Origin of the sequence: Streptomyces sp. NPDC014764 (assembly GCF_043082785.1) — a bacterium.
In the GTDB taxonomy this organism is placed as follows: Bacteria; Actinomycetota; Actinomycetes; order Streptomycetales; family Streptomycetaceae; genus Streptomyces; species Streptomyces althioticus.
In genome coordinates this window covers 160,154-183,084 of the sequence record NZ_JBIBXY010000012.1, presented here as the reverse complement: position 1 = coordinate 183,084, position 22,931 = coordinate 160,154, and the positions used below count along the sequence as shown (strand labels likewise).

Sequence of the window (22,931 nt, the reverse complement as noted above, 5' to 3'; positions counted from 1 at the left end):
GCTCCCGCATCCCCGCAAGATCATCGCGTCCAACGGCCACGGTCCTCGCAACTCCCACAGATCGCGGGTGTTGCGAGGACCGTTAGAACCCAAGCGGTGGATGCCGGGGCCCTTTCGCGTCGGCCGGGTGCGCTCAGCAGAAGTCGCTGAGGCCCCACCACTCGCCGTGGGTGCGCTGGGCTCCGTACAAGGTGCCGCCGGCCCGGCCGCGGTAGGTGATCAGCCAGCCCAGATGGCCCTCGAAGCCGTCGATCCTGTACTTCTCGTTGGTCACGGTGGCCAGGTCGGGACGCCCGTCGCCGGAGAAGTCGCCGACCGAGATCAGGTGCTCCATCGTGTTCCAGCCGCCGCTGCCGACGAGCTTGCGCGCGCCGAGCCGGGCGGTGGAGGTGCCCGGGTACAGCCACAGCTTGCCGGTGGCCTTCTCGCGGGCGTACAGGTCGGGGCGGCCGTCGCCGGTCACGTCGCCCATGCCGGCCAGGGCGTTCATGCCGTTCCAGCCGCCCGAACCGATCAGCTTGCGCGCGCCCAGCTTGGCGCCCGAGGCGCCCGGGTAGAGCCACAGCTTGCCCGTGGACTTCTGGACGGCGATCAGGTCGGAGCGGCCGTCGCCGGTCAGGTCGCCGTAGGCGGTGATGTGGTTCATGGAGTTCCAGCCGCTCGCACCGAGCAGCTTGCGCGTGCCGAGGGAGCCGGTGCCCGTGCCGGGGTAGAGCCACAGCTTGCCGGTGGCCTTCTCCCGGGCGATGAGGTCCTCCCGCCGGTCACCGCTGAAGTCGCCGTGGCGGGTCAGGGTGTTCATGGCGTTCCAGCCGCCCGCACCGATGAGCCGCCCGGTGTCGTCGCCCGGGGTGAACCAGAGGCGCCCGGCCAGGTCACGGGTGATGACGTCGGCCCGGCGGTCGCCGTTCATGTCGCCGAAGCCGGCGGCCGTGGGGGACGGCTCGGAGTACCAGCTCGGGTAGGCGGTCTGACTGCACTCGCGGTCGGTGCGGACGAACTTGACGGAGCTGGTGGTGGCTTGCGACGAGCTGCTGAGTTCGCCGGGCGAGTTCGGGTCCTGGGCCCAGTAGCCTCCCCAGGGGACGTAGTCCTTGTCCTCGTACAGGCAGGCGATCGTCGTCGTACGGTTGACGAACGAGCGGATCTTGTTGTCCCAGCTGCCCAGGTCCGCGACGTTCTTCTTCGTCTTCCACATCGAGCCCTTGGCGTTCTCGCCCGACCAGCCGCAGAAGTAGCCGGACGGGCAGTCGTAGGAGCTCGCCGCCGCCGGGGCGGCGGTCGCGACCGTCAGGCCGGTGCCGGCCAGCGTGAGGCCGACGAGCGCCGCGACGCCCCGGTTGAATCGTTTCCGCATGGTTGGGTCCCCTCCCGGTGAAGCGCGATCCGCTCCTCGCACCCCCCGATGCGACGGCTCCCCGGCGGACTGCCGGGCCGTTCGGCGGCTACTCGCGCGAGCGTGATCGTAGAGCAACACGAGCACCTCTGCGCCCACCGGCATACACTTTCCAAAAGTTAGCGCCTGACCTACAGTTAGTGTCTATACGTACCCCCGAGGAGTGGTCGCATCATGAGCATCGTCGTCACCGGAGCCAGCGGGAAGCTCGGCCGTCACGTGGTGGAGCAGTTGCTGGAGAAGGTCCCGGCCGAGCAGGTCACCGCGGTCGTGCGCAGCCCGGAGAAGGTGGCCGACCTCGCGGAGCGCGGGGTGCGGGTCGCGGTCGCCGACTACAACGCGCCGGAGACCTTCGACGGCCTCTTCGCAGCCGGCGACAAGGTCCTGCTGATCTCGGGCAACGAGTTCGACAAGGGCCGGGTGCGGCAGCACTCCGTCGTCATCGACGCCGCCGAGGCGGCCGGCGTCGCCCTGCTGGCCTACACCAGCGCCCCCGGCACGCTGACCGCCTCGCTCGCCGACGACCACCGCGGCACCGAGCGGGCGCTGCTCGACTCGGGCGTGCCGTACGTACTGCTGCGCAACGGCTGGTACCACGAGAACTACACCGAGAACCTGGCTCCGGTGCTGGAGCACGGCGCGGTGGTCGCCGCCGCGGGCGAGGGCCGGATCTCCACCGCCTCCCGCGCCGACTACGCGGCCGCCGCCGTCGCCGTGCTGACCGGCGACGGCCACGAGAACAGGACGTACGAGCTGGGCGGTGACGAGGCCTGGAGCTTCGCCGAGTACGCGGCCGAGCTGAGCCGGCAGACCGGCCGGGAGATCGCCTACAACCCGGTCACCCCCGAGGCGCTCACCGGCATCCTGACCGGCGCCGGGTTGCCCGAGCCGGCGGCGGCCATGTTCGCCGACGTGGACGCGGCGATCGCGAAGGGCGAGCTGGTGGTCGACAGCGGTGACCTGTCCCGGCTGGCCGGCCGCCCGACGACCCCGCTCGCCGAGGCCGTCGCCGCGGCGCTCAAGGACTGACCCCCGGCCGGGTCGCGCCCCACGTCCGTACCGTCATGACCGTATGACGGTACGGACATGACACGTGGGGGTGTGCGGCGTTACCGTCGTCCGGTGGGTTCCGCGCGCGTCGGCGGTCCCGCGGATGGCTACGGGACGCGTCGGAACACGTTGGAGGGGCCCGTGACCGGGAAGCCTGCCGCAGAGCGGCGCATAGGACTGCTGAACGGCTTCGCGGCGTACGGGATGTGGGGGCTCGTCCCCCTGTTCTGGCCCCTGCTCAAGCCGGCGGGCGCCGCGGAGATCCTGGCCCACCGCATGGTGTGGTCGCTGGTCGTCGTCGCGGCGGCGCTGGCCGTGATCCGCCGCTGGGCGTGGATCGGCGAGCTGGTGCGGCAGCCGCGCAAGCTGGCCCTGATCACCGTGGCCGCCGCGGTCATCACCGTCAACTGGGGCCTCTACATCTGGTCGGTGAACTCCGGCCACGTCGTCGAGGCGTCCCTCGGCTACTTCATCAACCCGCTGGTCACCATCGCCATGGGCGTCCTGCTGCTGAAGGAACGCCTGCGGCCCGCCCAGTGGGCCGCCGTCGGCGTCGGCGCCCTCGCGGTCGTCGTCCTCACCGTCGGCTACGGACGCCCGCCGTGGATCTCGCTGGTCCTCGCCTTCTCCTTCGCCACCTACGGACTGGTGAAGAAGAAGGTCAACCTGGGCGGCGTCGAGTCGCTGGCCGCCGAGACCGCGATCCAGTTCCTGCCCGCCCTCGGCTACCTGGTGTGGCTGGGGAGCCAGGGCGAGTCGACCTTCGGCGCCGAAGGAACGGGGCACGCGCTGCTGCTCGCCGCGACCGGCATCGTCACCGCGCTCCCCCTGGTCTGCTTCGGCGCCGCGGCGATCCGCGTGCCGCTGTCCACGCTGGGGTTGCTGCAGTACCTGGCGCCGGTGTTCCAGTTCCTGCTCGGCATCCTCTACTTCAAGGAGGCCATGCCGCCGGAGCGCTGGGCCGGGTTCGCCCTGGTGTGGCTGGCGCTCACCCTGCTCACCTGGGACGCGCTGCGCACCGCCCGCCGTGCCTCGCGTGCCCTGCCCGGCCGCCGTGCCGGTGCGCGCGGCACCACCGTCCCGCCCGGCGCCGGAGGCGCCGTGCCGGCCGCCGCGCCGTCCGGCGAGGCGGAGGCTGAGGCGGCGGCGCAGGCGCTCGAGACCAAGCGGTAGCGCGCGGCGGGGCGGCGCTGTCGGTGCCGTCCCCTATAACGGGCGCATGACGCAGACACCTACGCCGGCCACGCCGGTGCACTGGAAGGTCGTCGTCGACGCGGCCGACCCGCACGCCCAGGCGGACTTCTGGGCCGCCGCCCTGCACTACGTGGTCGAGGACAACAGCCCGCTCATCGGGAAGCTGCTCGCCGCGGGGGCCGTCCCCGAGGCGCTCACGGTCGTGTCGCACGGCCGCCGCGCCTGGGGCGACCTGGCCGCCGTACGGCACCCCGACGACCCCTACGAGGAGGAGAGCGGCACGGGGCGCGGCCGGCGGCTGCTCTTCCAGCGGGTGCCGGAGGAGAAGACGGTCAAGAACCGGCTCCACCTCGACCTGCACCCCGGTGTCGACCGCCGTGACGAGGAACTGGCCCGGCTGGAGGGGCTCGGCGCCCGGGTGCTGCGGCGGGTGGAGGAGCCCGCCGGGAGCTGGATCGTGATGGCGGACCCGGAGGGGAACGAGTTCTGCCTCCACTGAAGCCCTGAAGGCCCTGAAGGCCCTGAAAGCTCTGAGGGCTCTGAGGGGTCTGAGGGGTCTGAGGGCTCTGGAGCCCTAGGACCCTGGGGAATCACCGCAGGTCGCGGGCGCGGGTGGTGAGGCGGTCCATGCGGGCGCGGGCGGAGTCCAGTTCCTCCTCCTCGTCGGCGGCGGGGCCGCCCTCGGAGGCGAGCTCGGTCCACAGCCCGATCAGGTCATGTCCCAGCTCCAGCCCGAGCAGGGGGTCGCGCACCCCGCGCCACGCGGTGGCGGCGCTGCGGACGTTGCCGTACGCGGCCTCCGTGTCGCCCGCGCGGCGGCAGACGACGGCGAGGTCGAGGGAGAGCCGGAAGGCGCGCACCGGCTCGCCCGCCAGATAGGCGATGTACGCGGTCAGCTCCCGGAGGCGCAGCACCTCCGGGTGCTCCGCCCCGAGGGCCAGTGCGGCCTGCTCCAGCGTCTCGTCGGCGAGACGGGCGGCCGTGTCGATCCGGCCCGCCCGCACGGCCTCGTTGATCCGCTCCACCGGGTCGGCGAGGGGACTGCCGGCCGGGGTGGCGGGCTCGTCGCCCAGCACGGCCTCGGCGACGGCGTCGAAACCGCGCGGCGGGGTGGGCCGAGGGTCCGGGTCGGCGTCGAGCGCGGCCGCGAGGTCGGAGGCCGGGGTGCGCACGGGGGCGGGAGCGGTCACCGCGTCGGGCTGGGCGGGGTGCGGTCGCGCGTCCATGTCCGGGGGCGGGCCGAACACGCCCGTGGGCGGCGCGACCGTGCCGGGCGCGGGCACCCTGCGGAGGCGGAAGGTGGGTGGGGAGTCGTCGGGGGCTTCGGATCCGGTACCGGATCCGGTCCTGGATCCGGTACCGGTCCCGCTTCCGGTATCGGTTCCGGGGATCGGGTGCAGGGGGAAGGTCGGGGTGGCGTCCTGAACGGCGGTGGGAGGTGCGGAGACCCGGGATCCGGGGGCGCCGGGCGTCGAGGCGGCACCGGGAGCCGCCGGGGCGCCGGGCTCCGGCGCGGACGGTCCGGAGGCCGCCGGTGCCTCAGGCCGTCGGACCTCAGCCTGCCGCGCCTCAGACTCCCGGTCACCGGACACCGAGACCGGGCGGGCACCCCCCGGCACCTCGGACACCGAAACCGGGCGGGCACCCCCCGGCACCTCGGACACCGAAACCGGGCGGGCACCCCCCGGCACCTCGGACACCGAGGCCGGGCGGAGATCCTCCGGTACCTCCGGCTCCCGGAGCGGGCGGAGCAGGTGGGTCGGGCGGTCGGTGTCCGGTCCAGAGGGCGAGGGCTGGGGTGCCTGAGCCCGAGGCGGGGGCTGGGGTGCCGGACCGCGAGGCGGATCCTGGGGTGCCGGGCCACGCGTCTCCGGGGCCGGGCGTATACCAGGGGCCGGCGTCTCGGGGGACGCCTGCTCCCTGTCCCGCACACCGCGCAGCTGCACCGGCTGCGCGGCGAACGTGCTGGAGCCGTCAGGGGCGACCCGGAGCGGGACGACGTACCCGATGCGCTCGTCGCGCACCGTCGCGTGCACGGCGTGGCCGGTGGCGACGGCGAGACGGTGCAGGCGGTTCAGCACGGCCTGCTGGATCTCCTCGCCGGGGCCCGCGATCACCCGCACGCCGTCGACGTAGGCACCCGGCTCGTCCGACCCGTCGGACGGAACACGGACGTCGACCGGCACCGCCGCACGGTTCGTCACGTCCGCGGCCTGCTGCTGTTCCCGCTTCTTCTCGCGGCTGAGTCGAGACATCGTTCCCTCATTCGGGTCGTACACCTACCGTCGAGTGTGTCCGCTCGCGCGCGCTGTGCGCGTCACCGCGTTGTCACAGGCTCGTCCCAAGGGCCGCCGGCCCCGGTTCCGTACCGGGCGGGGGGCATGGACGATCGAGCCGCCGAGCAGGAGAGGGTCATGCGAGCAGGTACGGGACAGGGACCGGAGATCTGGCTGCGGGGCCCGGTGACGGCGCCGGAGGCGGCCCCTCCGGGACCGGCGCCCGCCCATGCGAGGGCCCGGCGCTTCTCCTGGGTCGGCCTGCACGGCGGCGCGGGCGTCTCCACGCTCGCCGCGGTGTACGGCGGCCACGACTGCGGGCGGTCCTGGCCCGCCCCCGGCACCCCGCGTTCCGTGCTGCTGGTCGCCCGTACCCACGCGGCCGGACTGGACGCGGTGCTCCCGGCTGTCGAACTGTTCCGGCGCGGTGAGGCGCCGCACGGGCTCGACCTGGACGCCGTCGTCCTCGTCGCGGACGCGCCGGGCCGGCTCCCGCGTCCTCTCGCGCACCGGGTGCGGCTGGTCGAACCGCTGATCGACGTGTACCGGGTGCCGTGGGTGCCCGGCTGGCGCCTCGGCGACCTGGGTGGCCGGCCGCCGCGCGAGACGGAGCCGCTGGCCCGTCTCACCGGCTCCCTGCGGTGAGCGTGGACGGCGCGCGGGAGATCGCGGACGCCGTGTGCGCGGGGGCGCGCCGGGCCGTGGACGTGGTCGCGGAGACGCTGGCGCGGATCGAACGGGCCGATCCGGAGCTGTGTGCGTTTCTCGACGTGTGGGAGCAGCAGGCGCTGCGGCGGGCTGCCGAGGCGGACGCGCGGGTCGCAGCCGGGGAGCGCCCGCCGCTGGCCGGGGTGCCGGTCGCGGTCAAGGGGCGGCGCGGGCTGCAGGCGGCGGAGCCGCTGCTCGACGCGGGTGCGGTCGCCGTGGGCGCCACGTCGGTGCCGGGGCCGGGAACCCCCTGGCAGACGTGGGGGCTCGGGGCGCGCGGCCGTACGGTCAACCCGTGGCGGGCGGACCGTACGCCGGGCGGGTCCTCGGCCGGGGCGGCGGTGGCGGTGGCGGCCGGACTGGTGCCCCTGGCGACGGGCGTCGACGGGGCGGGCTCGGTGCGGATCCCGGCGGCGTGGTGCGGGGTGACGGGGCTGAAGGTGACGGGTGGCCGCTTCCCGTCGAGAGACCGTACGGGGCTGGCCGCGCCCGGGATTCTCGCCCGTACGGCGGCGGACGCGGGCCTCTGGTGGCGGGTCGTCTCGGACCGGGACGCGTCTGCGCCTCCCTTCCCCCTCACCGCGGTCTGGTCGCCCGGCCTGGGCTTCGCCTCCCCCGACCCGGAGCCCGTCTCCCTGGCGCGGGAGACGGTCGGCCGGCTCGTGGAGGCGGGCGTGGTGCGCCTCGCGCGGCCACCGGTCGAACCGTCCCTTCTCGACCCCGGCCCCGCCTGGCTCACCCTGCGCACCCCGGGCGCCGACCCGGCCGGCGCCCACCGCGTCCGAGCCGCCAACGACACCCGTCTCCACGCCCTCTTCGACCGCGCCGACCTGCTGCTCACGCCCACGACGCCGACCGCGCCGCACGGCCACGACGGCCCCGGCGACACCTACTCCACCGCGCTCACCTGGGCGTTCAACCTCAGCGGTCAACCCGCGCTGAGCGTTCCGGCCGGACTCGGCGCCGACGGCTGCCCGGCGGGGCTCCAGCTGGTGGCCCCGCACGACCGGGAGGACCTGCTGCTCACCGTGGCGGAGGAGGCCGAGAGACGGGGCGCGGTCGAACCGCTGCGGGCGTCGTCGCGGGGAGAGAACCGGCCGCTCGGCTGAGAAGGGAGGGCCGCCCGCTCCCGGACTGCCCTTGCGGGCACTTACTTGCGTATGCATATGATGCAGAAGCCTGTTATTGGCGAACGCCGGATATTTGGGAGACCACCATGACCCGCCGTTTCCTCTTCGTCCTGGGCAGCGCCCGCCCGGACGGCAACTCCGAACTGCTGGCCCGCCGCGCCGCCGAGCAGCTGCCCCCGGACGTGGAACAGCGGTGGATCGACCTCACCGCCCACCCCCTGCCCGAGTTCGAGGACCTGCGTCACGACAGCGACCACGTCCGCCCGACCGAGGGCGCCACCGCCCTGCTGCTGGACGCCACGCTCGCCGCGACGGACCTGGTGATCGTCTCCCCGCTGTACTGGTACTCGGTGTCGGCTCAGGCCAAGCGCTACCTGGACCACTGGTCGGGCTGGCTGCGCACCTCCGGCGTGGACTTCAAGGCCACGATGAAGGGCCGCACGCTGTGGGGCGTCACCGCGCTCGCCCACGAGGAGCCCGAGGTGGCCGACCCCCTGGTCGGCACGCTGAACAACTCGGCCGCCTACCTGGGGATGCGGTTCGGCGGGGTGCTCCTCGGCAACGGCAGCAAGCCGGGTGACGTGCTCAAGGACACGCAGGCGCTGACCCGGGCCAAGACGTTCTTCACCCAGGACGCCCCGCTCGCCCGCTTCCCGTACGAGGCGGGCTGACGCTTCCCTACGCCGTGACGTCCTTCGTCGTGAACCGTGCCCAGGCCGCCGAGCCGAAGACCGCGGCGTAGAGGGCCTGGAGGCCGAGGTTCTTCGTCAGGTCGTCCCAGTGGACCGGTTCGCGCATCAGGTCGGCGAAGGACAGCCAGTAGTGGGAGAAGAGGTAGGGGTGGAGGGCGTGCAGCTGGGGGATCTGGTCGAGGATCTGGACGGTGATGAGCAGCCCGACCGTGGTGGCCATCGCCGCGATGCCGCTGTTGGTGAGGGTGGACACGAAGAGGCCCAGCGCGGCCACCCCGAGCAGGGACGCGGCGACGACCAGGGCGATCAGCAGGGCGCGGACCAGGCCCTCGCCGAAGGTGATGCGGGTGCCCGAGATGGTGGTGAGGTCGCCGAGCGGGAACAGCAGCGCGCCGACGGCCAGCGCCGAGACGGCCACCACCAGGGTGGCGGCCAGGCAGAACACCATGACCGTCGCGTACTTGATGAGCAGCAGGCGGGTGCGGCCCGAGGGAGCGACCAGCAGGTAGCGCAGGGTGCCCGCGCCCGCCTCGCCGGCCACGGCGTCGCCCGCGATCACGCCGACCGCCATGGGCAGGAAGAACGGCAGGGTCGCGGCGAGCGCCGTGAAGACCAGGAACAGGCCGTTGTTGGTGATCTGCGAGACGAACGCGGGTCCCCCGCCGCCCCCGGACGAGCCGTCGCCGGTCTCGATGCGCACGGCGATCCCGACCAGCACCGGCACGGCGGCCAGCACGCCCAGCAGAGCGAGCGTGCGCCAGCGGCGGAAGGTGGTGCGCAGTTCGTCGCGCAGGAGGCCCAGCGTCCACGACGGACGGGGTCGTACCGGCGCGCTCACCGTCTCAGCCCGCGACATCGAACCCCTCCCCCGTCAGCGCCACGAACGCGTCCTCCAGCGAGGCCCGTTCGACCCCGAAGCCGCGTACCCGGACGCCTGCCGTCACCAACGCCGCGTTCACTTCGGCGAGGTCGCGCCCGGGCACATCGCCGGTCACCCGGTCGCCGTCCGCGACGACGTCGGCGAGCCCCTGCTCCTTCAGTACCCGGGCCGCGTCGGCCGGGTCGGGCGTGGTGACCACCAGGCGGCCCCGGGCGTCCGCGGCCAGCCCGGCGACCGGCCCCTGTGTGATCAACCGGCCGCGGGCCATCACCGCGACGTGCGTGCAGACCTGCTCGATCTCGTCGAGCAGATGGGAGGAGAGGAAGACGGTCGTGCCGTCGGTGGCGAGTTCACGGACGAGCGCGCGGATCTCCCGCATGCCCTGCGGGTCGAGGCCGTTGGTCGGCTCGTCCAGCACCAGCAGCCGGCGGGGCCGCAGCAGGGCGGCGGCGAGACCGAGTCGCTGCTTCATGCCGAGGGAGTACGCCCGCGCCTTCTTGCCGGACGCGGCCGTGAGGCCCACCCGGTCCAGGGCGGCGGCCACCCGGGCCTTCCGGGTGCGCGGGTCCGCGGTGGGGTCGGCGGCGTCGAGACGCAGGAGGTTGTCGCGGCCGGAGAGGAAGCCGTAGAGGGCGGGGCCCTCGATGAGGGCGCCGACGTGCGGCAGGACGGTGCGCGCGGAGCGGGGCATGGGGCGCCCCAGCACGTGTGCGGTCCCGGAGGTCGGCTCGATCAGGCCCATCAGCATGCGGATGGTGGTGGTCTTGCCGGAGCCGTTGGGGCCGAGGAAGCCGAAGACGCTGCCCGCCGGGACGGTCAGGTGCAGGTCGTCCACGGCGAGCTGTCCGCCGCGGTAACGCTTGGTCAGTCCACGGGTGACGACGACGTCGTCACCCGTGGGCCGCCCGTCGCGTGTCTGCTCCGTGGCGGACGTCCCGTCCATCGGCTCCCCCGTTCCCCCGGGCCGTGGGTCCGGGGAGCTACTTCCCCGCCTCGGCCGCCTTCACCAGCGCGTCCTTGGTGACCGTACCCACGTAGACCTTGCCGTCCTCGGTGATGAGGGCGTTGACCAGGCGGGTGCTGAACACGGTGCCCTTGCCGAAGTCGCCCTTGACCTGGTCGCCGAGGGAACCGAGGAAGCCGCCGAGGTCGCCGCCGACCTCCTCGGTGGGCAGGCCGGCGCCGGCCCCGGTGTCGAAGGCGGCGACGGTGTTCCAGCCCTCGCCGAGCATCCGCAGCCCGTCGAAGCCCTTGCCGAGGTCCTCCTCGGACTTCGGGCCCCGCTGCGGCTTCCCGCCGAAGTCGCCGTGGCCGCGGTCCTGTTCGGCGTCCTCGGTCACCTTGGCGCCCTTGGGCGGGGTGAACTCGAAGGTGGAGGGGTCGGGACGGTCGAAGCTCACCTTGGTGAAGCCGACGTCCACGACCGCCGAGCCGCCGCTCGACGGGGTGAGCGTGAACTTCAGCGGCATGCCCGTCTCACCGTCCACGGCGATGCTGACGGCGCCGACGGTGGAGCCGGACTGCTTGGGCTCGACCACCAGCCGGTAGGCGTCGCGGCCCGCCACCTGGGCGGTGCCGTCGACCTTCACGGACGTGGTGTCGTCGACCGCCTTCAGCGCCTCCTCCGCGAAGTCCTTCGGAGTGGCCGGAGGCTGCTGCGCGCTCCGCTCCTTCGCGTCCGCCTCGTCGACGGTGGCGTGGTAGACCTCGTTGGACGCGCTGTCGTAGCCCCAGACGTCCTTGCCGTTGTGGATGAGGCTGTACTCGGCCGCGTTCTCCAGCAGCGACAGCTTCTGGCGGTCCGGGCCGTCGGCGGCGACGCGCAGGGTGTGCGTGCCGGACGCCAGCTCGGTGAGCCGGCCGGACGGGTCGGCGGAGGAACCGCCCTCGCCGTCCCCGCCGCCCGTCGCGCCGGACAGCAGGCCGCTCTCCAGCCCGCCGAGGTTCGGCAGCCCCAGATCGGTGGTGATCTTCACGGTGCCGGACAGCCGCTCCACGTCCGACTTGGCGATCTTCTCGATGAGCTGCGCGGCGGTGATGTCCGGCAGGTCCGGGTCGCCGGAGTCGGCGAGCGCCGGGACGAGTCCGATCGTCGCGGCCGCCACGCCCATCACGGTGACGGGGACCACGTATCGCGCGGCCTTGCGGCGCCCGGCGCGCGGCTCCTCGGCCTCCCCCGCGGTCGTCGTGTCGTCGGATTCGTACGGTGCCATGTGTGCCCTCCGTCGTCGCGGCGGCTTCCGTCCCGTGTCCTCGCACCAGTTCGGCCCGAGCCGCCATTCTCACCCGAACCGGTGAGAAGTGGTGTTGTCCGTCGTGGTCCATCTGACCAAAAGCGCGGGACGGAATCGTCAGACCGCGGGCTCAACTGCGCGTACTGCTGCGGTATGACACGGGAGGACGGCGCCTCCCCCGCCCCGTAGGGGTCACCCGGGTACCGGAGGCGTACGGGGGACGGCGGGGCGGGTCAGCCGGCCCGGTGCACCACGGCGTCGCACAGCTCGACGAGCGCCGACTTGGCGGGGCCGTCGGGCAGCGGGGCGAGGGCGGCACGCGCCTCCTCGGCGTAACGCACGGTGTCCCGTCGGGCCTGGCCGAGCGCGGGGTGGGCGCGCAGCAGACGCAGCGCCTCGGCGTGCCGGGCGTCGTCGGTGAGGTCGGAGTCGAGCAGCTCGCACAGGGCGAGGTCCTCGGCGAGGCCGAGCCGGGCCGCCCGCTCGCGCAGCCGCAGCACGGGGAGGGTGGCGATGCCCTCGCGCAGGTCGGTGCCGGGGGTCTTGCCGGACTCGTGGGAGTCGGAGGCGATGTCGAGGACGTCGTCGGCGAGCTGGAAGGCGACGCCGAGCCGCTCGCCGTACTGGGTGAGGACGTCGACGACGGTCTCGTCGGCGCCGGACATCATCGCGCCGAACCGGCAGGAGACGGCGACCAGGGAGCCGGTCTTGCCGCCGAGCACGTCCAGGTAGTGGTCGACCGGGTCGCGGCCGTCCTGCGGGCCCGCGGTCTCCAGGATCTGGCCGGTGACCAGCCGCTCGAACGCCTCGGCCTGCACCCGCACGGCCTCCGGGCCGAGGTCGGCCAGGATGTGCGAGGCGCGGGCGAAGAGGAAGTCGCCGGTGAGCACGGCGACCGAGTTGCCCCAGCGGGTGTTCGCGCTCGCGACCCCGCGCCGCACCTCGGCCTCGTCCATCACGTCGTCGTGGTACAGCGTGGCCAGGTGGGTGAGCTCCACCACGACGGCCGACGGCACGACGCCGGGCGCGTAGGGGTCGCCGAACCGGGCGGCGAGCATGACGAGCAGCGGGCGGAACCGCTTGCCGCCGGCCCGCACCAGGTGCTGGGCGGCCTCCGTGATGAACGGCACCGCGCTCTTGGTGGCCTCGAGCAGCCCTTCCTCGACAGCCGTCAATCCGGCCTGGACATCGGCTTCCAGAGCCTGGTCCCGCACGCTCAGCCCGAACGGCCCGACGACGGTCACGAGGGGTCTCCTGTCTGCTGGTGTCTGCTGGCGGTTACACGGTTTGTCGATAGGTCGCTGCCACCACTCGAGTCAGCGTATCCGGTCAGGTTTCGATCACCGCCAGGGCCCGGGGTCACAAGCAGGGCGATACGGGATCAGAAGCGGAGTGTTTTTGATCGGCTGATAACAACGGACATACCTCGGTTTCCCGGACACAGCGACCCGTGGACCATCCTGCATCACCCCGCAGTCCGATTTGCCGTCATTGATGGGCGAATTCCTCTTGGCGGCAAATGCACCCACGGCCGCCGTCCCGTGAGGTGAGTCACGCGCCGGACGGCCTCCGGGACACCCTCGCACACGCCCGTCAGGCCGCTCCACACAATGGAGTTGACGGTTGGCGACAGCAAAGGATCAAGCACGCAAAACCACCCATCTCAAGATCAAACGGGGCCTTGCGTGATCGTCGCACTTGTTCCCGACATGTGCTCTCGCATACGTTCCGGGCCTGCCGGGTGGACGCCGAGTCCTGCCGCCACCCGCATCACACCCGACGACCAACTCACGCACGGCAGGAGCGGGGGACCCAGGTAAGTCGCCGTACCGGACACCGCGCCGGGACGGCTCGGGGTGAAGCCATGCCCGCAGGGGCACGGCCGGGCACTCTCCCGCCCGAACCCGACAGCTCACCTCGCAGGCGTAGGAGAGGAACCCAGACATGCCCGTCATCGCTTCGTCACGCCGCCGCCTCGTCCGCACCCTCGCCGTCGCCGGCACCGGCGTCGCCGTGGTCGCGCTGCCGCTGTTCGGCGCCACCAGCGCCTCCGCGGCCCCCTCGGCCCAGGCCACGACCGCCGCCTCCACGACCGCGTACCCGGACAACCTCGACGGCTGGATCCGCGAGGCGATGGACGTCATGGCGCAGAACGGCATCCCCGGCTCCTACGACTCCATCCACCGCAACATCATGCGGGAGTCGTCCGGCAACCCGGCCGCCATCAACCTGTGGGACTCCAACGCCGCCATGGGCACCCCGTCGAAGGGCCTGCTCCAGGTCATCGACCCGACCTTCCAGGCGTACCACGTGCCCGGCACCGCCTTCGACCCGTTCGACCCGGTCGCCAACATCGCCGCGGCCTGCAACTACGCCGCCGACCGCTACGGCTCGATCGACAACGTCTTCGGCGCGTACTGAGCCGACCTCTGACGGCCGAGACCGGCCGTCTTCCCGAACAGTCGCTCGAGGACGACGGCCACGCCGTCGTCCTCGTTCGACAGGGTGACCTCGTCGGCCACCGCCTTCAGCTCGGGGTGCGCGTTGGCCATGGCGACGCCGTGACCCGCCCACCGGAACATGGGGACGTCGTTCGGCATGTCCCCGAAGGCGACCGTGTCCTCGGGGCGCAGCCCCAGATGCTCGGCGGCCAGCGCGAGACCGGTCGCCTTGGTGACCCCGCACGGCTGGAGCTCCACCGTGCCCGGCCCCGACATGGTGACCGTGGCCAGCGAGCCGACCACGGACCGGGCCGCCGCCGCCAGCGCGTCGTCCGACAGGCCCGGGTGGCGCAGCAGCACCTTGCTGATCGGCCGCTCCCACAGGTCGTCGCGCCGCTCCACCCGCACCGACGGCAGCTTCGGGTGCGGCATCCGGTAGCCCGGCTCGATCAGCGTCAGCCCGTCGACCCCGTCCTGGTCGACCGCGGCGTACACCTCCCCCACCTCGGCCTCGATCTTGCCGAGCGCGGTCTCCGCCAGCTCCCGGTCCAGCCGGACCGACCACAGCATCCGCTGCGCGGCGGCGTCGTAGACCTGCGCACCCTGTCCGCACACCGCGAGCCCCGTGCAGCCGAGGTCGTCGAGCAGCGACCGCACCCTGGGGGCCGGCCGGCCGGTCACCACGAGGTGCCGGACACCGGCCCGCTCCGCCCGGGCGAGGGCGGCGAGGGAGCGGTCGGAGAGGGTGTCGTCACCACGCAGCAGCGTCCCGTCCAGGTCGGTGGCGATGAGAGAACGATCGGTGGGTGCGGCCATGATCAGAGAATACGGACAAGAGGACCGTCCGATTCACCGCGCCCGTATGCCCGCGCATTGGGTGCGTTTTGCCTTCTTGTGCCGCCGATACGCGACCGGTTGAGACCTGTTTTCCCTTTTGACCGGAACACGGTGCGCTCCACCGCGCCCCGGCTCCGGGAGTCGTCCCCTATTACAGAAGCCCACCGGGACGCGACCCCGTAACGTGTGGCACGGCCACGGACACGTGGCCCACCCGCGCACACGAAAGCGAGGCAGCACCCGATGCCCCCCTTCGATGTCCCCGAGGGCGACCCCTTCGGCCCGCACAACCTGCCGTACGGCGTCTTCTCGCTCCCCGGTTCGGCGGAGCGCACCGTGGGCGTCCGGCTGGGCGACCACGTCCTCGACGCCGGCGCGGCGGCGCACGCCCTGGGCTCCCCCTACGCCTCCCTGCTCGCCCGCCCCACCCTCAACCCGCTGCTGGCGGCGGGCCGCACCGCCTGGTCGGACGTGCGCCGCGCACTCACCGCGTGGGTGACGGTCCCGGCGCACCGGGAGACCGTCGAGCCCTTCTTCCACCCGCTCTCCGAGGTGACCCTCCATCTGCCGTTCGAGGTCGCGGACTACGTCGACTTCTACGCCTCGGAGAACCACGCGCGGAACGTCGGGCAGATCTTCCGCCCCGACGCGGCCGACTCCCTGACCCCCAACTGGAAACACCTGCCGATCGGTTACCACGGCCGCTCCGGCACCATCGTGGTGTCCGGCACCGACGTCGTGCGCCCCTCCGGGCAGCGCAAGGCGCCCACCGACACCGCCCCGGTCTTCGGCCCGTCCGTGCGGCTCGACATCGAGGCCGAGGTCGGCTTCGTCGTCGGCGTCCCCTCCGAGCAGGGCCGGCCCGTGCCGCTGAGCGCCTACCGCGACCACGTCTTCGGCCTGTGCCTGCTCAACGACTGGTCCGCCCGCGACGTCCAGGCCTGGGAGTACGTGCCCCTCGGCCCGTTCCTCGGCAAGTCCTTCGCCACCTCGGTGTCGGCGTGGATCACCCCGCTGGACGCCCTGGACGAGGCCCGCGTCGCCCCGCCCGAGCGCACCCACGGCCTGCTGCCGTACCTGGACGACTCCGGTGAGGAGCCCGGCGGCTACGACCTGCGCATCACCGTGACGATCAACGGTCACGACGTCTCCGAGTGCCCCTTCTCCACCATGTACTGGACGGCCGCCCAGCAGCTCGCCCACATGACGGTGAACGGCGCCTCCCTGCGCACCGGCGACCTCTACGGCTCCGGCACGGTCAGCGGCCCCACCGAGCGGGAGCGCGGCTCTCTGCTGGAGCTGACCTGGAACGGCCGTGACCCACTCGAACTTCCCGACGGCAAGCGGGCGTTCCTTGAGGACGGCGACGTGGTGACGCTGTCCGCCTGGGCGCCCGGGCCGGACGGGGTGCGGGTGGGCCTCGGCGAGGTGACGGGACGGGTGGTCCCCGCGTCCTGATCCCTCCGGCCCCACCGAGGCGCACAACCACGCTGACTCGCACCGCCCTTCGCCGTCATACTTGGCGTCGGGCGGTGCGTTCGTCCTCCGTGCCTGGCGCACCGCACCGCCGCACGCCCCCGAGCCGCTTCTTCCGACAGGATCCGGAGCCCATGGCATGACGTACTGCCTGCTCCTGCTGAGCGTGGTCGCCGTGACCGCCGCCGTGCCCGTCCCCCGCCTGCTGACCCGCGCGAAGTGGCCGGAACGGGAGCCGGTCGTCGCCCTGTGGGTGTGGCAGTGCCTGGTGGCCACCGTGCTGCTGTGCTGTCTGACCGCCCTGGCGCTGGGCGCCGCCGCCGTCTTCGGCACCGTCCGCGCGCAGTTGTTCGCGCCCGCGCCGCCCGCCGTGACCGCCGCCTACGACCTGTCGCACGCCTCGCCGTGGACGACCGTCCTCACCGTGCTGCTGGCCTGCGGCGCCGCCTGGACCACGGCGATGCTCGCCCGCGAACTGGCCGAGGCCCGCCGCCGTCGCGCCGGCGCCCTCGCACACCTGCGGGACCGCGCGCCCGACCTCCCGGCGGGGCTTCCCCAGGAGCGAGGGCCGCTGCTGGTGCTGGAGGAGGAGTACCCGGACGCCTGGTGGATGCCGGGCAGCCCGCCCCAGCTGATCGTCACGACCGGTGCACTGCGGCGGCTCACGGACCATCAGCTCGACGCGGTCCTCACACACGAGCGCGGTCACGCCCGGGCCCGCCACGACTGGCTGCTGCACCTGTCGGCGGCGCTGGCGGCGGGCTTCCCGCGGGTCCCGCTCTTCGCCCACTTCTGCGAGCAGACGCACCGGCTGGTGGAGCTGTCCGCCGACGACACGGCCTCCCGGCGCTGCGGGCACCTGACCACCGCGCTGGCGCTGATCGAGCTGAACCAGCACCGGGGCGTGCTGTCCTGCTCCTCCAGCCACCGGCTGCTCGGCGAGCGCGTCGACCGCCTGCTGGAGCCGCCACCTCGGCTGGGCCGCCGCCACCGCGCCCTGACGACGGCGGCGGCGTCGCTGGTGCCGCTGGTCCCCCTGCTGATCACGTTCGCACCGGGGCTGACGGCGCTGCCCTAACCGACGCTCCCGCCTGCGCGGTCGGCACCCGCCGGCCTGGCGCCCCGGGCCGGGCAGCCCGGGGCGGCCGCCGGATGACCACGGCGGCCGGACGACCAGGGTGACCGGATGGTCACGGGCGGCCGGACGGCCACGCTGCTCAGGACCAGTCCGGCTCCTCGTCGGGCCAGTCGTCAGGGCCGGCTCCGGGATCCTCGGGCGCGGCGGCGTCCGGCGCGGACGCCGGTGCGGATCCCGGTGCGGATCCCGGTGCCGACAGACCCGCCAGGACCTCCACGACTCCCTCCCCGTACGTCGCCCGCTTCTTCTCGCCCACGCCGCTGATCCCGCCGAGCTGCTCCACCGAGGTGGGCCAGACCGTGACGATCTCCCGCAGCGTGGCGTCGTGGAAGATCACGTACGCCGGGACGCCCTGCTCCCTGGCCGTCTCGGCGCGCCAGGCGCGGAGTGCCTCGAACGCCGGCTGGAGCGTCTCCGGCAGCTCGGCCGCCGCCGCCTTCGCCTTGCGGTCGCGGCCCGCCCCGCCGCCCGAACGGGACGTGGCCGGCTTCTCGGGCTCCTTGCGCAGCGGCACCTCACGCTCACGCCGCAACACCGACCCGCTGGCCTCGGTGAGCACCAGCGTGCCGTAGTCGCCCTCGACCGCCAGCAGCCCTTGCGCCAGCAACTGGCGGACGACGCCGCGCCACTGAGCCTCGCTCAGCTCCTCGCCGATGCCGAACACGGACAGCTGGTCGTGGTCGAACTGGATCACCTTCGCTGTTCGGCGGCCCAGCAGGATGTCCACGATCTGCACCGCGCCGAACTTCTGCCCGCGCTCCCGCTGGAGCCGCACCACCGTGGACAGCACCTTCTGCGCCGCCACCGTGCCGTCCCAGGTCTCCGGCGGGGCGAGGCAGGTGTCGCAGTTGCCGCAGTTCTCCCCGGACGGCTCCTGGCCGAAGTAGGCGAGGAGCTGCCCGCGGCGGCAGCGCACGGTCTCGCACAGGGCGAGCATCGCGTCCAGGTGCTGGTTGGCCCGCCGCCGGAACGCCTCGTCGCCCTCGCCGGACTGGATCAGCTTGCGCTGCTGGATGACGTCGTTCAGCCCGTACGCCATCCACGCCGTGGACGGCAGGCCGTCCCGGCCCGCGCGGCCCGTCTCCTGGTAATAGCCCTCGACCGACTTGGGCAGGTCGAGGTGGGCGACGAAGCGGACGTCCGGCTTGTCGATGCCCATCCCGAAGGCGATGGTCGCCACCACGACCAGGCCCTCCTCGCGCAGGAACCGCGCCTGGTGCGCCTGGCGCGTCCCCGCGTCGAGCCCCGCGTGGTAGGGCACGGCCTCGACGCCGTTCTTCGAGAGGAACTCGGCGGTCTTCTCCACCGAGTTGCGCGAGAGGCAGTACACGATGCCCGCGTCCCCCGCGTGCTCCTCGCGCAGGAAGGCGAGGAGCTGCTTGCGCGGGTCGGCCTTCGGCACGATCCGGTACTGGATGTTGGGCCGGTCGAAGCTGGCCACGAAGTGCCGGGCGTCCGGCATGCCCAGCCGCTCGGTGATCTCCCGGTGCGTGGCGTCCGTGGCGGTCGCGGTGAGGGCGATGCGGGGCACGTCCGGCCACCGCTGCCCCAGCACGGACAAGGTGAGGTAGTCGGGCCGGAAGTCGTGTCCCCACTGGGAGACGCAGTGCGCCTCGTCGATGGCGAACACGGAGATCTTGCCGCGCGACAGCAGGTCCAGGCTGCTGTCAAGGCGCAGCCGCTCCGGCGCCAGGTACAGCAGGTCGAGCTCGCCGGCGAGGAACTCCGCCTCGACCGTCCGCCGCTCGTCGAAGTCCTGCGTGGAGTTCATGAATCCGGCCCGCACGCCGAGCGCCCGCAGCGCGTCGACCTGGTCCTGCATCAGCGCGATCAGCGGGGAGACGACCACGCCCGTGCCGGGGCGGACCAGGGCCGGGATCTGGTAGCAGAGCGACTTGCCGCCGCCGGTCGGCATGAGCACGACCGCGTCGCCGCCCGCGATCACATGGTCGACGACGGCTTCCTGCTCGCCGCGGAAGCTCTCGTAGCCGAAGACCCGGTGCAGCGCAGCCAGCGCCTCACTGTCCGTCACTGCCATCCCGGCGACACCGTCCGTCCCGTGCATCGTCCCGTCCCCCGTCGCCGTACCTCGGCCACTGCGTCCACCATAGGCGTCCGGACCGACAGCCCCGGAGTTGTCCACAGGCCCGCCCGGAACGCTCCGTCCCTGAGCGGATCGCGACCGGGAACGACCGCGGCCCGGCGCCCCCGCGCGGGGGTGCCGGGCCGCGGTCGTGCGTGCGGCGGGACGCGTCAGCGCACGAACACCCCCGCGTCCCCGGCCAGCTCCAGGAAGTACTGCGGCGCCACACCGAGCACCACCGTGACCGCCACACCCACCGCGATCGCGGTCATCGTCAGCGGCGACGGCACCGCCACGGTGGGGCCCTCCGGACGCGGCTCGCTGAAGAACATCAGCACGATGACGCGGATGTAGAAGAACGCCGCGACCGCCGACGAGATCACACCGACCACGACCAGCGGGACCGCCCCGCCCTCGGCCGCCGCCTTGAACACGGCGAACTTCCCGGCGAAGCCGGAGGTCAGCGGGATGCCCGCGAAGGCCAGCAGGAACACCGCGAACACCGCCGCGACCAGCGGGGAGCGCCGTCCCAGGCCCGCCCAGCGGGACAGGTGGGTCGCCTCGCCGCCCGCGTCCCGCACCAGCGTGACCACGGCGAAGGCGCCGATCGTCACGAAGGAGTAGGCCGCCAGGTAGAACAGCACCGAGGAGATGCCCGACGGCGTGGCCGCGATGACACCCGCGAGGATGAAGCCCGCGTGCGCGATCGACGAGTAGGCCAGCAGGCGCTTGATGTCGGTCTGGGTGATCGCCACGATCGCGCCGGCCAGCATGGTGACGATGGCGACGCCCCACATGACCGGCCGCCAGTCCCAGCGCAGGCCCGGCAGCACCACGTACAGCAGGCGCAGCAGGGCGCCGAACGCCGCGACCTTGGTGGCCGCCGCCATGAAGCCGGTGACCGGGGTGGGCGCGCCCTGGTAGACGTCGGGCGTCCACATGTGGAACGGCACCGCGCCGACCTTGAACAGCAGGCCCATGACCAGGAGCGCGGCGCCGATCAGCAGCAGCGCGTCGTTGCCCATGGTGTTCGCGAGCGCCGGGGTGACCTCCGGGACGGTGCCGTCGACGACCTGCGCGATCGTCGCGTACGACATGGAGCCCGCGTAGCCGTACAGCAGGGCGATGCCGAACAGCATGAACGCCGAGGCGAACGCGCCGAGCAGGAAGTACTTGACCGCGGCCTCCTGCGACATCAGCCGCTTGCGGCGGGCCAGCGCGCACAGCAGGTACAGCGGGAGGGAGAGGACCTCCAGGGCCACGAACAGCGTCAGCAGGTCGTTGGCCGCCGGGAAGACCAGCATGCCCGCGACCGCGAAGAGCAGCAGCGGGAACACCTCGGTGGTGGTGAATCCGGCCTTGACGGCCCGCTTCTCGTTGTCGCTGCCGGGGACGGCCGCCGCCTGCGCGGCGAAGGAGTCCACGCGGTTGCCGTGCGCCTCCGGGTCGAGCCGGCGCTCGGCGAAGGTGAACAGGCCCACCAGCGCCGTCAGCAGGATCGTGCCCTGGAGGAAGAGCGCCGGTCCGTCGACGGCGATCGCTCCCATGGCGGCGATGCCCGCCTTGGTGGTGGCGTACCCGTCGGCGGCGAGCGCCACGACCGCGGCGAACGCGGCGACGAGCGCGACCACGGAGACGAACATCTGGGCGTAGTAGCGGGACTTGCGCGGCACGAAGGCCTCGACCAGCACCCCGACGAGCGCCGCGCCGACGACGATCAGTGTGGGCGCGAGCTGCCCGTACTCGATCTTGGGTGCGTCGATCTTGGCGATCGGATCGGCCGCGGTTGTCCACAGGCTGTGGACGGCTGCTGTTGCGCTCACTTGGCCGCCTCCACCTCGGGCTGGGGGTCTTTCTTCTCCACGTCGGACAAGGTCTGCTTCACCGCCGGGTTCACGACATCCGTCAAGGGCTTCGGGTAGACGCCCAGGAACACCAGCAGCACGACCAGCGGCGCCACCACGGCGATCTCCCGCACCCTGAGGTCGGGCATCGCGGCGACCTCGGGCTTCACCGGGCCGGTCATCGTCCGCTGGTAGAGGACGAGGGTGTAGAGCGCGGCGAGCACGATGCCGAACGTGGCGATGATGCCGATCACCGGGTAGCGGGTGAACGTGCCGACCAGCACCAGGAACTCACTGACGAAGGGCGCGAGGCCCGGCAGCGAGAGGGTGGCGAGACCGCCGATCAGGAAGGTGCCGGCGAGTACCGGGGCGACCTTCTGCACACCGCCGAAGTCGGCGATGAGCCGCGAGCCGCGCCGGGAGATCAGGAAGCCGGCGATCAGCATGAGCACGGCGGTCGAGATGCCGTGGTTGACCATGTAGAGCGTCGCCCCGGACTGGCCCTGGCTGGTCATCGCGAAGATGCCCATCACGATGAAGCCGAAGTGCGAGATCGAGGCGTAGGCGATCAGCCGCTTGATGTCACGCTGGCCGACGGCGAGCAGCGCGCCGTAGATGATGCTGATCACCGCGAGCACCAGGATCACCGGCGTCGCCCACTTGCTCGCCTCCGGGAAGAGCTGGAGGCAGAAGCGGAGCATCGCGAAGGTGCCCACCTTGTCGACCACCGCGGTGATGAGCACGGCGACCGGGGCGGTGGACTCCTGCATGGCGTTGGGCAGCCAGGTGTGCAGCGGCCACAGCGGCGCCTTCACCGCGAACGCGAAGAAGAAGCCGAGGAACAGCCAGCGCTCCGTGCTGGTCGCCATCTCCAGCTCGCCGTTCGCACGGGCCTGCGCGATCTCGGTGAGGGAGAAGTTCCCCGCGACCACGTACAGCCCGATCACCGCGGCCAGCATGATCAGACCGCCGGCCAGGTTGTAGAGGAGGAACTTCACCGCCGCGTACGACCGCTGGGTGGCCGCCTTCTCCTCGCCGTCCTTGTGCGCACGGTCCCCGAAGCCTCCGATGAGGAAGTACATCGGGATGAGCATGGCCTCGAAGAAGATGTAGAAGAGGAAGACGTCGGTGGCCTCGAAGGAGATGATCACCATCGCCTCGACGGCCAGGATCAGGGCGAAGAAGCCCTGCGTCGGCCGCCACCGCTTGCTGCCCGTCTCCAGCGGGTCGGCGTCGTGCCAGCCGGCCAGCACGATGAACGGGATCAGCAGCGCGGTCAGCGCGATCAGCGCCACCGCGATGCCGTCGACGCCCAGTTCGTAGCGGACGCCGAAGTCGGCGATCCAGGAGTGGGACTCGGTGAGCTGGTAGCGGTCGCCGTCCGGGTCGAAGCGGACCAGGACGGTGATCGCCAGGGCGAGGGTGGCCAGCGAGAACAGCAGGGCCAGCCATTTGGCGGCCGTGCGCTTCGCGGCCGGTACGGCGGCCGTGGCGATCGCCCCGATGGCCGGGAGCGCCGCCGTCGCTGTCAGGAGAGGAAAGGACATCGGTA

General features: G+C 72.7%; 19 protein-coding genes and 1 riboswitch. Of the genes, 9 read left to right on the top strand and 10 right to left on the bottom strand.

Features of this window, described 5'->3' with window-relative positions; all coding sequences use genetic code 11:
- Nucleotides 1-133: 133 nt before the first annotated feature.
- Nucleotides 134-1,357 (bottom strand): FG-GAP-like repeat-containing protein, encoded by a 1,224-nt coding sequence (locus ACF1AG_RS25485; protein ID WP_359599177.1) that lies wholly within the window; start codon nt 1,355-1,357, stop codon nt 134-136.
- A 213-nt stretch (nt 1,358-1,570) separates the two neighbouring features.
- Between ACF1AG_RS25485 and ACF1AG_RS25480 the strand changes: the two genes are divergently transcribed.
- From ACF1AG_RS25480 to ACF1AG_RS25470, 3 genes are all read left to right on the top strand, one after another.
- On the top strand, nt 1,571-2,425 hold the full coding sequence (locus ACF1AG_RS25480) for an SDR family oxidoreductase (RefSeq protein ID WP_391810462.1): 855 nt from the start codon (nt 1,571-1,573) through the stop codon (nt 2,423-2,425).
- A gap of 162 nt (nt 2,426-2,587) precedes the next feature.
- Complete coding sequence (rarD, locus tag ACF1AG_RS25475; protein ID WP_391810461.1) at nt 2,588-3,619, top strand: EamA family transporter RarD; 1,032 nt, start codon at nt 2,588-2,590, stop codon at nt 3,617-3,619.
- Between the two features lie 46 nt (nt 3,620-3,665).
- The gene (locus tag ACF1AG_RS25470) at nt 3,666-4,139 is read left to right on the top strand and encodes a VOC family protein (protein WP_359599182.1); all 474 of its coding nucleotides are present in this window, start codon (nt 3,666-3,668) and stop codon (nt 4,137-4,139) included.
- Between the two features lie 91 nt (nt 4,140-4,230).
- Here the strand turns inward: ACF1AG_RS25470 and ACF1AG_RS25465 are convergent, their stop codons facing one another.
- Nucleotides 4,231-5,895 (bottom strand): tetratricopeptide repeat protein, encoded by a 1,665-nt coding sequence (locus ACF1AG_RS25465; protein WP_391810460.1) that lies wholly within the window; start codon nt 5,893-5,895, stop codon nt 4,231-4,233.
- A gap of 159 nt (nt 5,896-6,054) precedes the next feature.
- Between ACF1AG_RS25465 and ACF1AG_RS25460 the strand changes: the two genes are divergently transcribed.
- From ACF1AG_RS25460 to ACF1AG_RS25450, 3 genes are all read left to right on the top strand, one after another.
- A complete protein-coding gene (locus ACF1AG_RS25460; protein ID WP_359599185.1) occupies nt 6,055-6,561 on the top strand; it encodes a DUF6668 family protein in 507 nt (168 codons plus the stop codon).
- On the top strand, nt 6,558-7,733 hold the full coding sequence (locus ACF1AG_RS25455) for an amidase family protein (protein ID WP_391810459.1): 1,176 nt from the start codon (nt 6,558-6,560) through the stop codon (nt 7,731-7,733). Before ACF1AG_RS25460 ends, ACF1AG_RS25455 begins: the two co-directional genes overlap by 4 nt.
- 107 nt (nt 7,734-7,840) lie before the next feature.
- Nucleotides 7,841-8,425 (top strand): flavodoxin family protein, encoded by a 585-nt coding sequence (locus tag ACF1AG_RS25450; RefSeq protein WP_391810458.1) that lies wholly within the window; start codon nt 7,841-7,843, stop codon nt 8,423-8,425.
- 7 nt (nt 8,426-8,432) lie between these two features.
- Here ACF1AG_RS25450 and ACF1AG_RS25445 read toward each other — a convergent pair whose 3' ends face one another.
- The 4 genes from ACF1AG_RS25445 to ACF1AG_RS25430 all read right to left on the bottom strand — a co-directional run bounded on the left by ACF1AG_RS25445 (nt 8,433) and on the right by ACF1AG_RS25430 (nt 12,804).
- Nucleotides 8,433-9,302, bottom strand: a complete 870-nt coding sequence (locus tag ACF1AG_RS25445; RefSeq protein ID WP_391810457.1) for an ABC transporter permease — start codon at nt 9,300-9,302, stop codon at nt 8,433-8,435.
- Entirely contained in the window at nt 9,289-10,269 is a 981-nt protein-coding gene (locus ACF1AG_RS25440) for an ABC transporter ATP-binding protein (RefSeq protein ID WP_359599192.1), read from the bottom strand. The genes ACF1AG_RS25445 and ACF1AG_RS25440 overlap by 14 nt, the downstream gene beginning before the upstream one ends.
- Before the next feature lie 37 nt (nt 10,270-10,306).
- Nucleotides 10,307-11,539 carry an outer membrane lipoprotein carrier protein LolA gene (locus ACF1AG_RS25435; RefSeq protein WP_391810456.1) on the bottom strand — a complete coding sequence of 411 codons (1,233 nt, stop codon included), beginning with the start codon at nt 11,537-11,539 and terminating at the stop codon, nt 10,307-10,309.
- A 254-nt stretch (nt 11,540-11,793) separates the two neighbouring features.
- Nucleotides 11,794-12,804: a polyprenyl synthetase family protein gene (locus ACF1AG_RS25430; protein ID WP_359599196.1), complete on the bottom strand. Its 1,011-nt coding sequence runs from the start codon at nt 12,802-12,804 to the stop codon at nt 11,794-11,796.
- A gap of 526 nt (nt 12,805-13,330) precedes the next feature.
- Nucleotides 13,331-13,499, top strand: a riboswitch (cyclic di-AMP (ydaO/yuaA leader).
- Nucleotides 13,500-13,504: 5 nt separating this feature from the next.
- Between ACF1AG_RS25430 and ACF1AG_RS25425 the strand changes: the two genes are divergently transcribed.
- Nucleotides 13,505-13,981, top strand: a complete 477-nt coding sequence (locus tag ACF1AG_RS25425; protein WP_359599198.1) for a transglycosylase SLT domain-containing protein — start codon at nt 13,505-13,507, stop codon at nt 13,979-13,981.
- Here the strand turns inward: ACF1AG_RS25425 and ACF1AG_RS25420 are convergent.
- Nucleotides 13,945-14,817: an HAD family hydrolase gene (locus tag ACF1AG_RS25420; protein WP_391810455.1), complete on the bottom strand. Its 873-nt coding sequence runs from the start codon at nt 14,815-14,817 to the stop codon at nt 13,945-13,947. The genes ACF1AG_RS25425 and ACF1AG_RS25420 overlap by 37 nt on opposite strands.
- A gap of 264 nt (nt 14,818-15,081) precedes the next feature.
- Here ACF1AG_RS25420 and fahA point away from each other — a divergent pair, with 264 nt between their 5' ends.
- Nucleotides 15,082-16,296: a fumarylacetoacetase gene (gene fahA / locus ACF1AG_RS25415; RefSeq protein WP_391810454.1), complete on the top strand. Its 1,215-nt coding sequence runs from the start codon at nt 15,082-15,084 to the stop codon at nt 16,294-16,296.
- A 157-nt stretch (nt 16,297-16,453) separates the two neighbouring features.
- On the top strand, nt 16,454-17,392 hold the full coding sequence (locus ACF1AG_RS25410; RefSeq protein WP_391810453.1) for a M56 family metallopeptidase: 939 nt from the start codon (nt 16,454-16,456) through the stop codon (nt 17,390-17,392).
- Nucleotides 17,393-17,531: 139 nt separating this feature from the next.
- Here ACF1AG_RS25410 and recQ read toward each other — a convergent pair whose 3' ends face one another.
- The 3 genes from recQ to ACF1AG_RS25395 form a co-directional block, all read right to left on the bottom strand.
- Complete coding sequence (gene recQ / locus ACF1AG_RS25405; RefSeq protein WP_387798075.1) at nt 17,532-19,517, bottom strand: DNA helicase RecQ; 1,986 nt, start codon at nt 19,515-19,517, stop codon at nt 17,532-17,534.
- Between the two features lie 188 nt (nt 19,518-19,705).
- Nucleotides 19,706-21,358: an NADH-quinone oxidoreductase subunit NuoN gene (gene nuoN, locus ACF1AG_RS25400; RefSeq protein ID WP_359599207.1), complete on the bottom strand. Its 1,653-nt coding sequence runs from the start codon at nt 21,356-21,358 to the stop codon at nt 19,706-19,708.
- The gene (locus tag ACF1AG_RS25395) at nt 21,355-22,926 is read right to left on the bottom strand and encodes an NADH-quinone oxidoreductase subunit M (RefSeq protein WP_359599209.1); all 1,572 of its coding nucleotides are present in this window, start codon (nt 22,924-22,926) and stop codon (nt 21,355-21,357) included. The genes nuoN and ACF1AG_RS25395 overlap by 4 nt, the downstream gene beginning before the upstream one ends.
- Nucleotides 22,927-22,931: the final 5 nt, after the last annotated feature.

What these genes read in the sequence shown, in the direction of transcription:
- fahA (WP_391810454.1), top strand. Translation starts at nt 15,082, where the DNA reads ATGCCCCCCTTCGATGTCCCCGAGGGCGACCCCTTCGGCCCGCACAAC.
- ACF1AG_RS25445 (WP_391810457.1), bottom strand. Translation starts at nt 9,302, where the DNA reads ATGTCGCGGGCTGAGACGGTGAGCGCGCCGGTACGACCCCGTCCGTCG.
- ACF1AG_RS25420 (WP_391810455.1), bottom strand. Translation starts at nt 14,817, where the DNA reads ATGGCCGCACCCACCGATCGTTCTCTCATCGCCACCGACCTGGACGGG.
- ACF1AG_RS25460 (WP_359599185.1), top strand. Translation starts at nt 6,055, where the DNA reads ATGCGAGCAGGTACGGGACAGGGACCGGAGATCTGGCTGCGGGGCCCG.
- ACF1AG_RS25410 (WP_391810453.1), top strand. Translation starts at nt 16,454, where the DNA reads ATGACGTACTGCCTGCTCCTGCTGAGCGTGGTCGCCGTGACCGCCGCC.
- ACF1AG_RS25450 (WP_391810458.1), top strand. Translation starts at nt 7,841, where the DNA reads ATGACCCGCCGTTTCCTCTTCGTCCTGGGCAGCGCCCGCCCGGACGGC.
- recQ (WP_387798075.1), bottom strand. Translation starts at nt 19,517, where the DNA reads ATGCACGGGACGGACGGTGTCGCCGGGATGGCAGTGACGGACAGTGAG.
- ACF1AG_RS25465 (WP_391810460.1), bottom strand. Translation starts at nt 5,895, where the DNA reads ATGTCTCGACTCAGCCGCGAGAAGAAGCGGGAACAGCAGCAGGCCGCG.
- ACF1AG_RS25470 (WP_359599182.1), top strand. Translation starts at nt 3,666, where the DNA reads ATGACGCAGACACCTACGCCGGCCACGCCGGTGCACTGGAAGGTCGTC.
- ACF1AG_RS25440 (WP_359599192.1), bottom strand. Translation starts at nt 10,269, where the DNA reads ATGGACGGGACGTCCGCCACGGAGCAGACACGCGACGGGCGGCCCACG.
- ACF1AG_RS25435 (WP_391810456.1), bottom strand. Translation starts at nt 11,539, where the DNA reads ATGGCACCGTACGAATCCGACGACACGACGACCGCGGGGGAGGCCGAG.
- ACF1AG_RS25395 (WP_359599209.1), bottom strand. Translation starts at nt 22,926, where the DNA reads ATGTCCTTTCCTCTCCTGACAGCGACGGCGGCGCTCCCGGCCATCGGG.
- ACF1AG_RS25480 (WP_391810462.1), top strand. Translation starts at nt 1,571, where the DNA reads ATGAGCATCGTCGTCACCGGAGCCAGCGGGAAGCTCGGCCGTCACGTG.
- ACF1AG_RS25485 (WP_359599177.1), bottom strand. Translation starts at nt 1,357, where the DNA reads ATGCGGAAACGATTCAACCGGGGCGTCGCGGCGCTCGTCGGCCTCACG.
- ACF1AG_RS25425 (WP_359599198.1), top strand. Translation starts at nt 13,505, where the DNA reads ATGCCCGTCATCGCTTCGTCACGCCGCCGCCTCGTCCGCACCCTCGCC.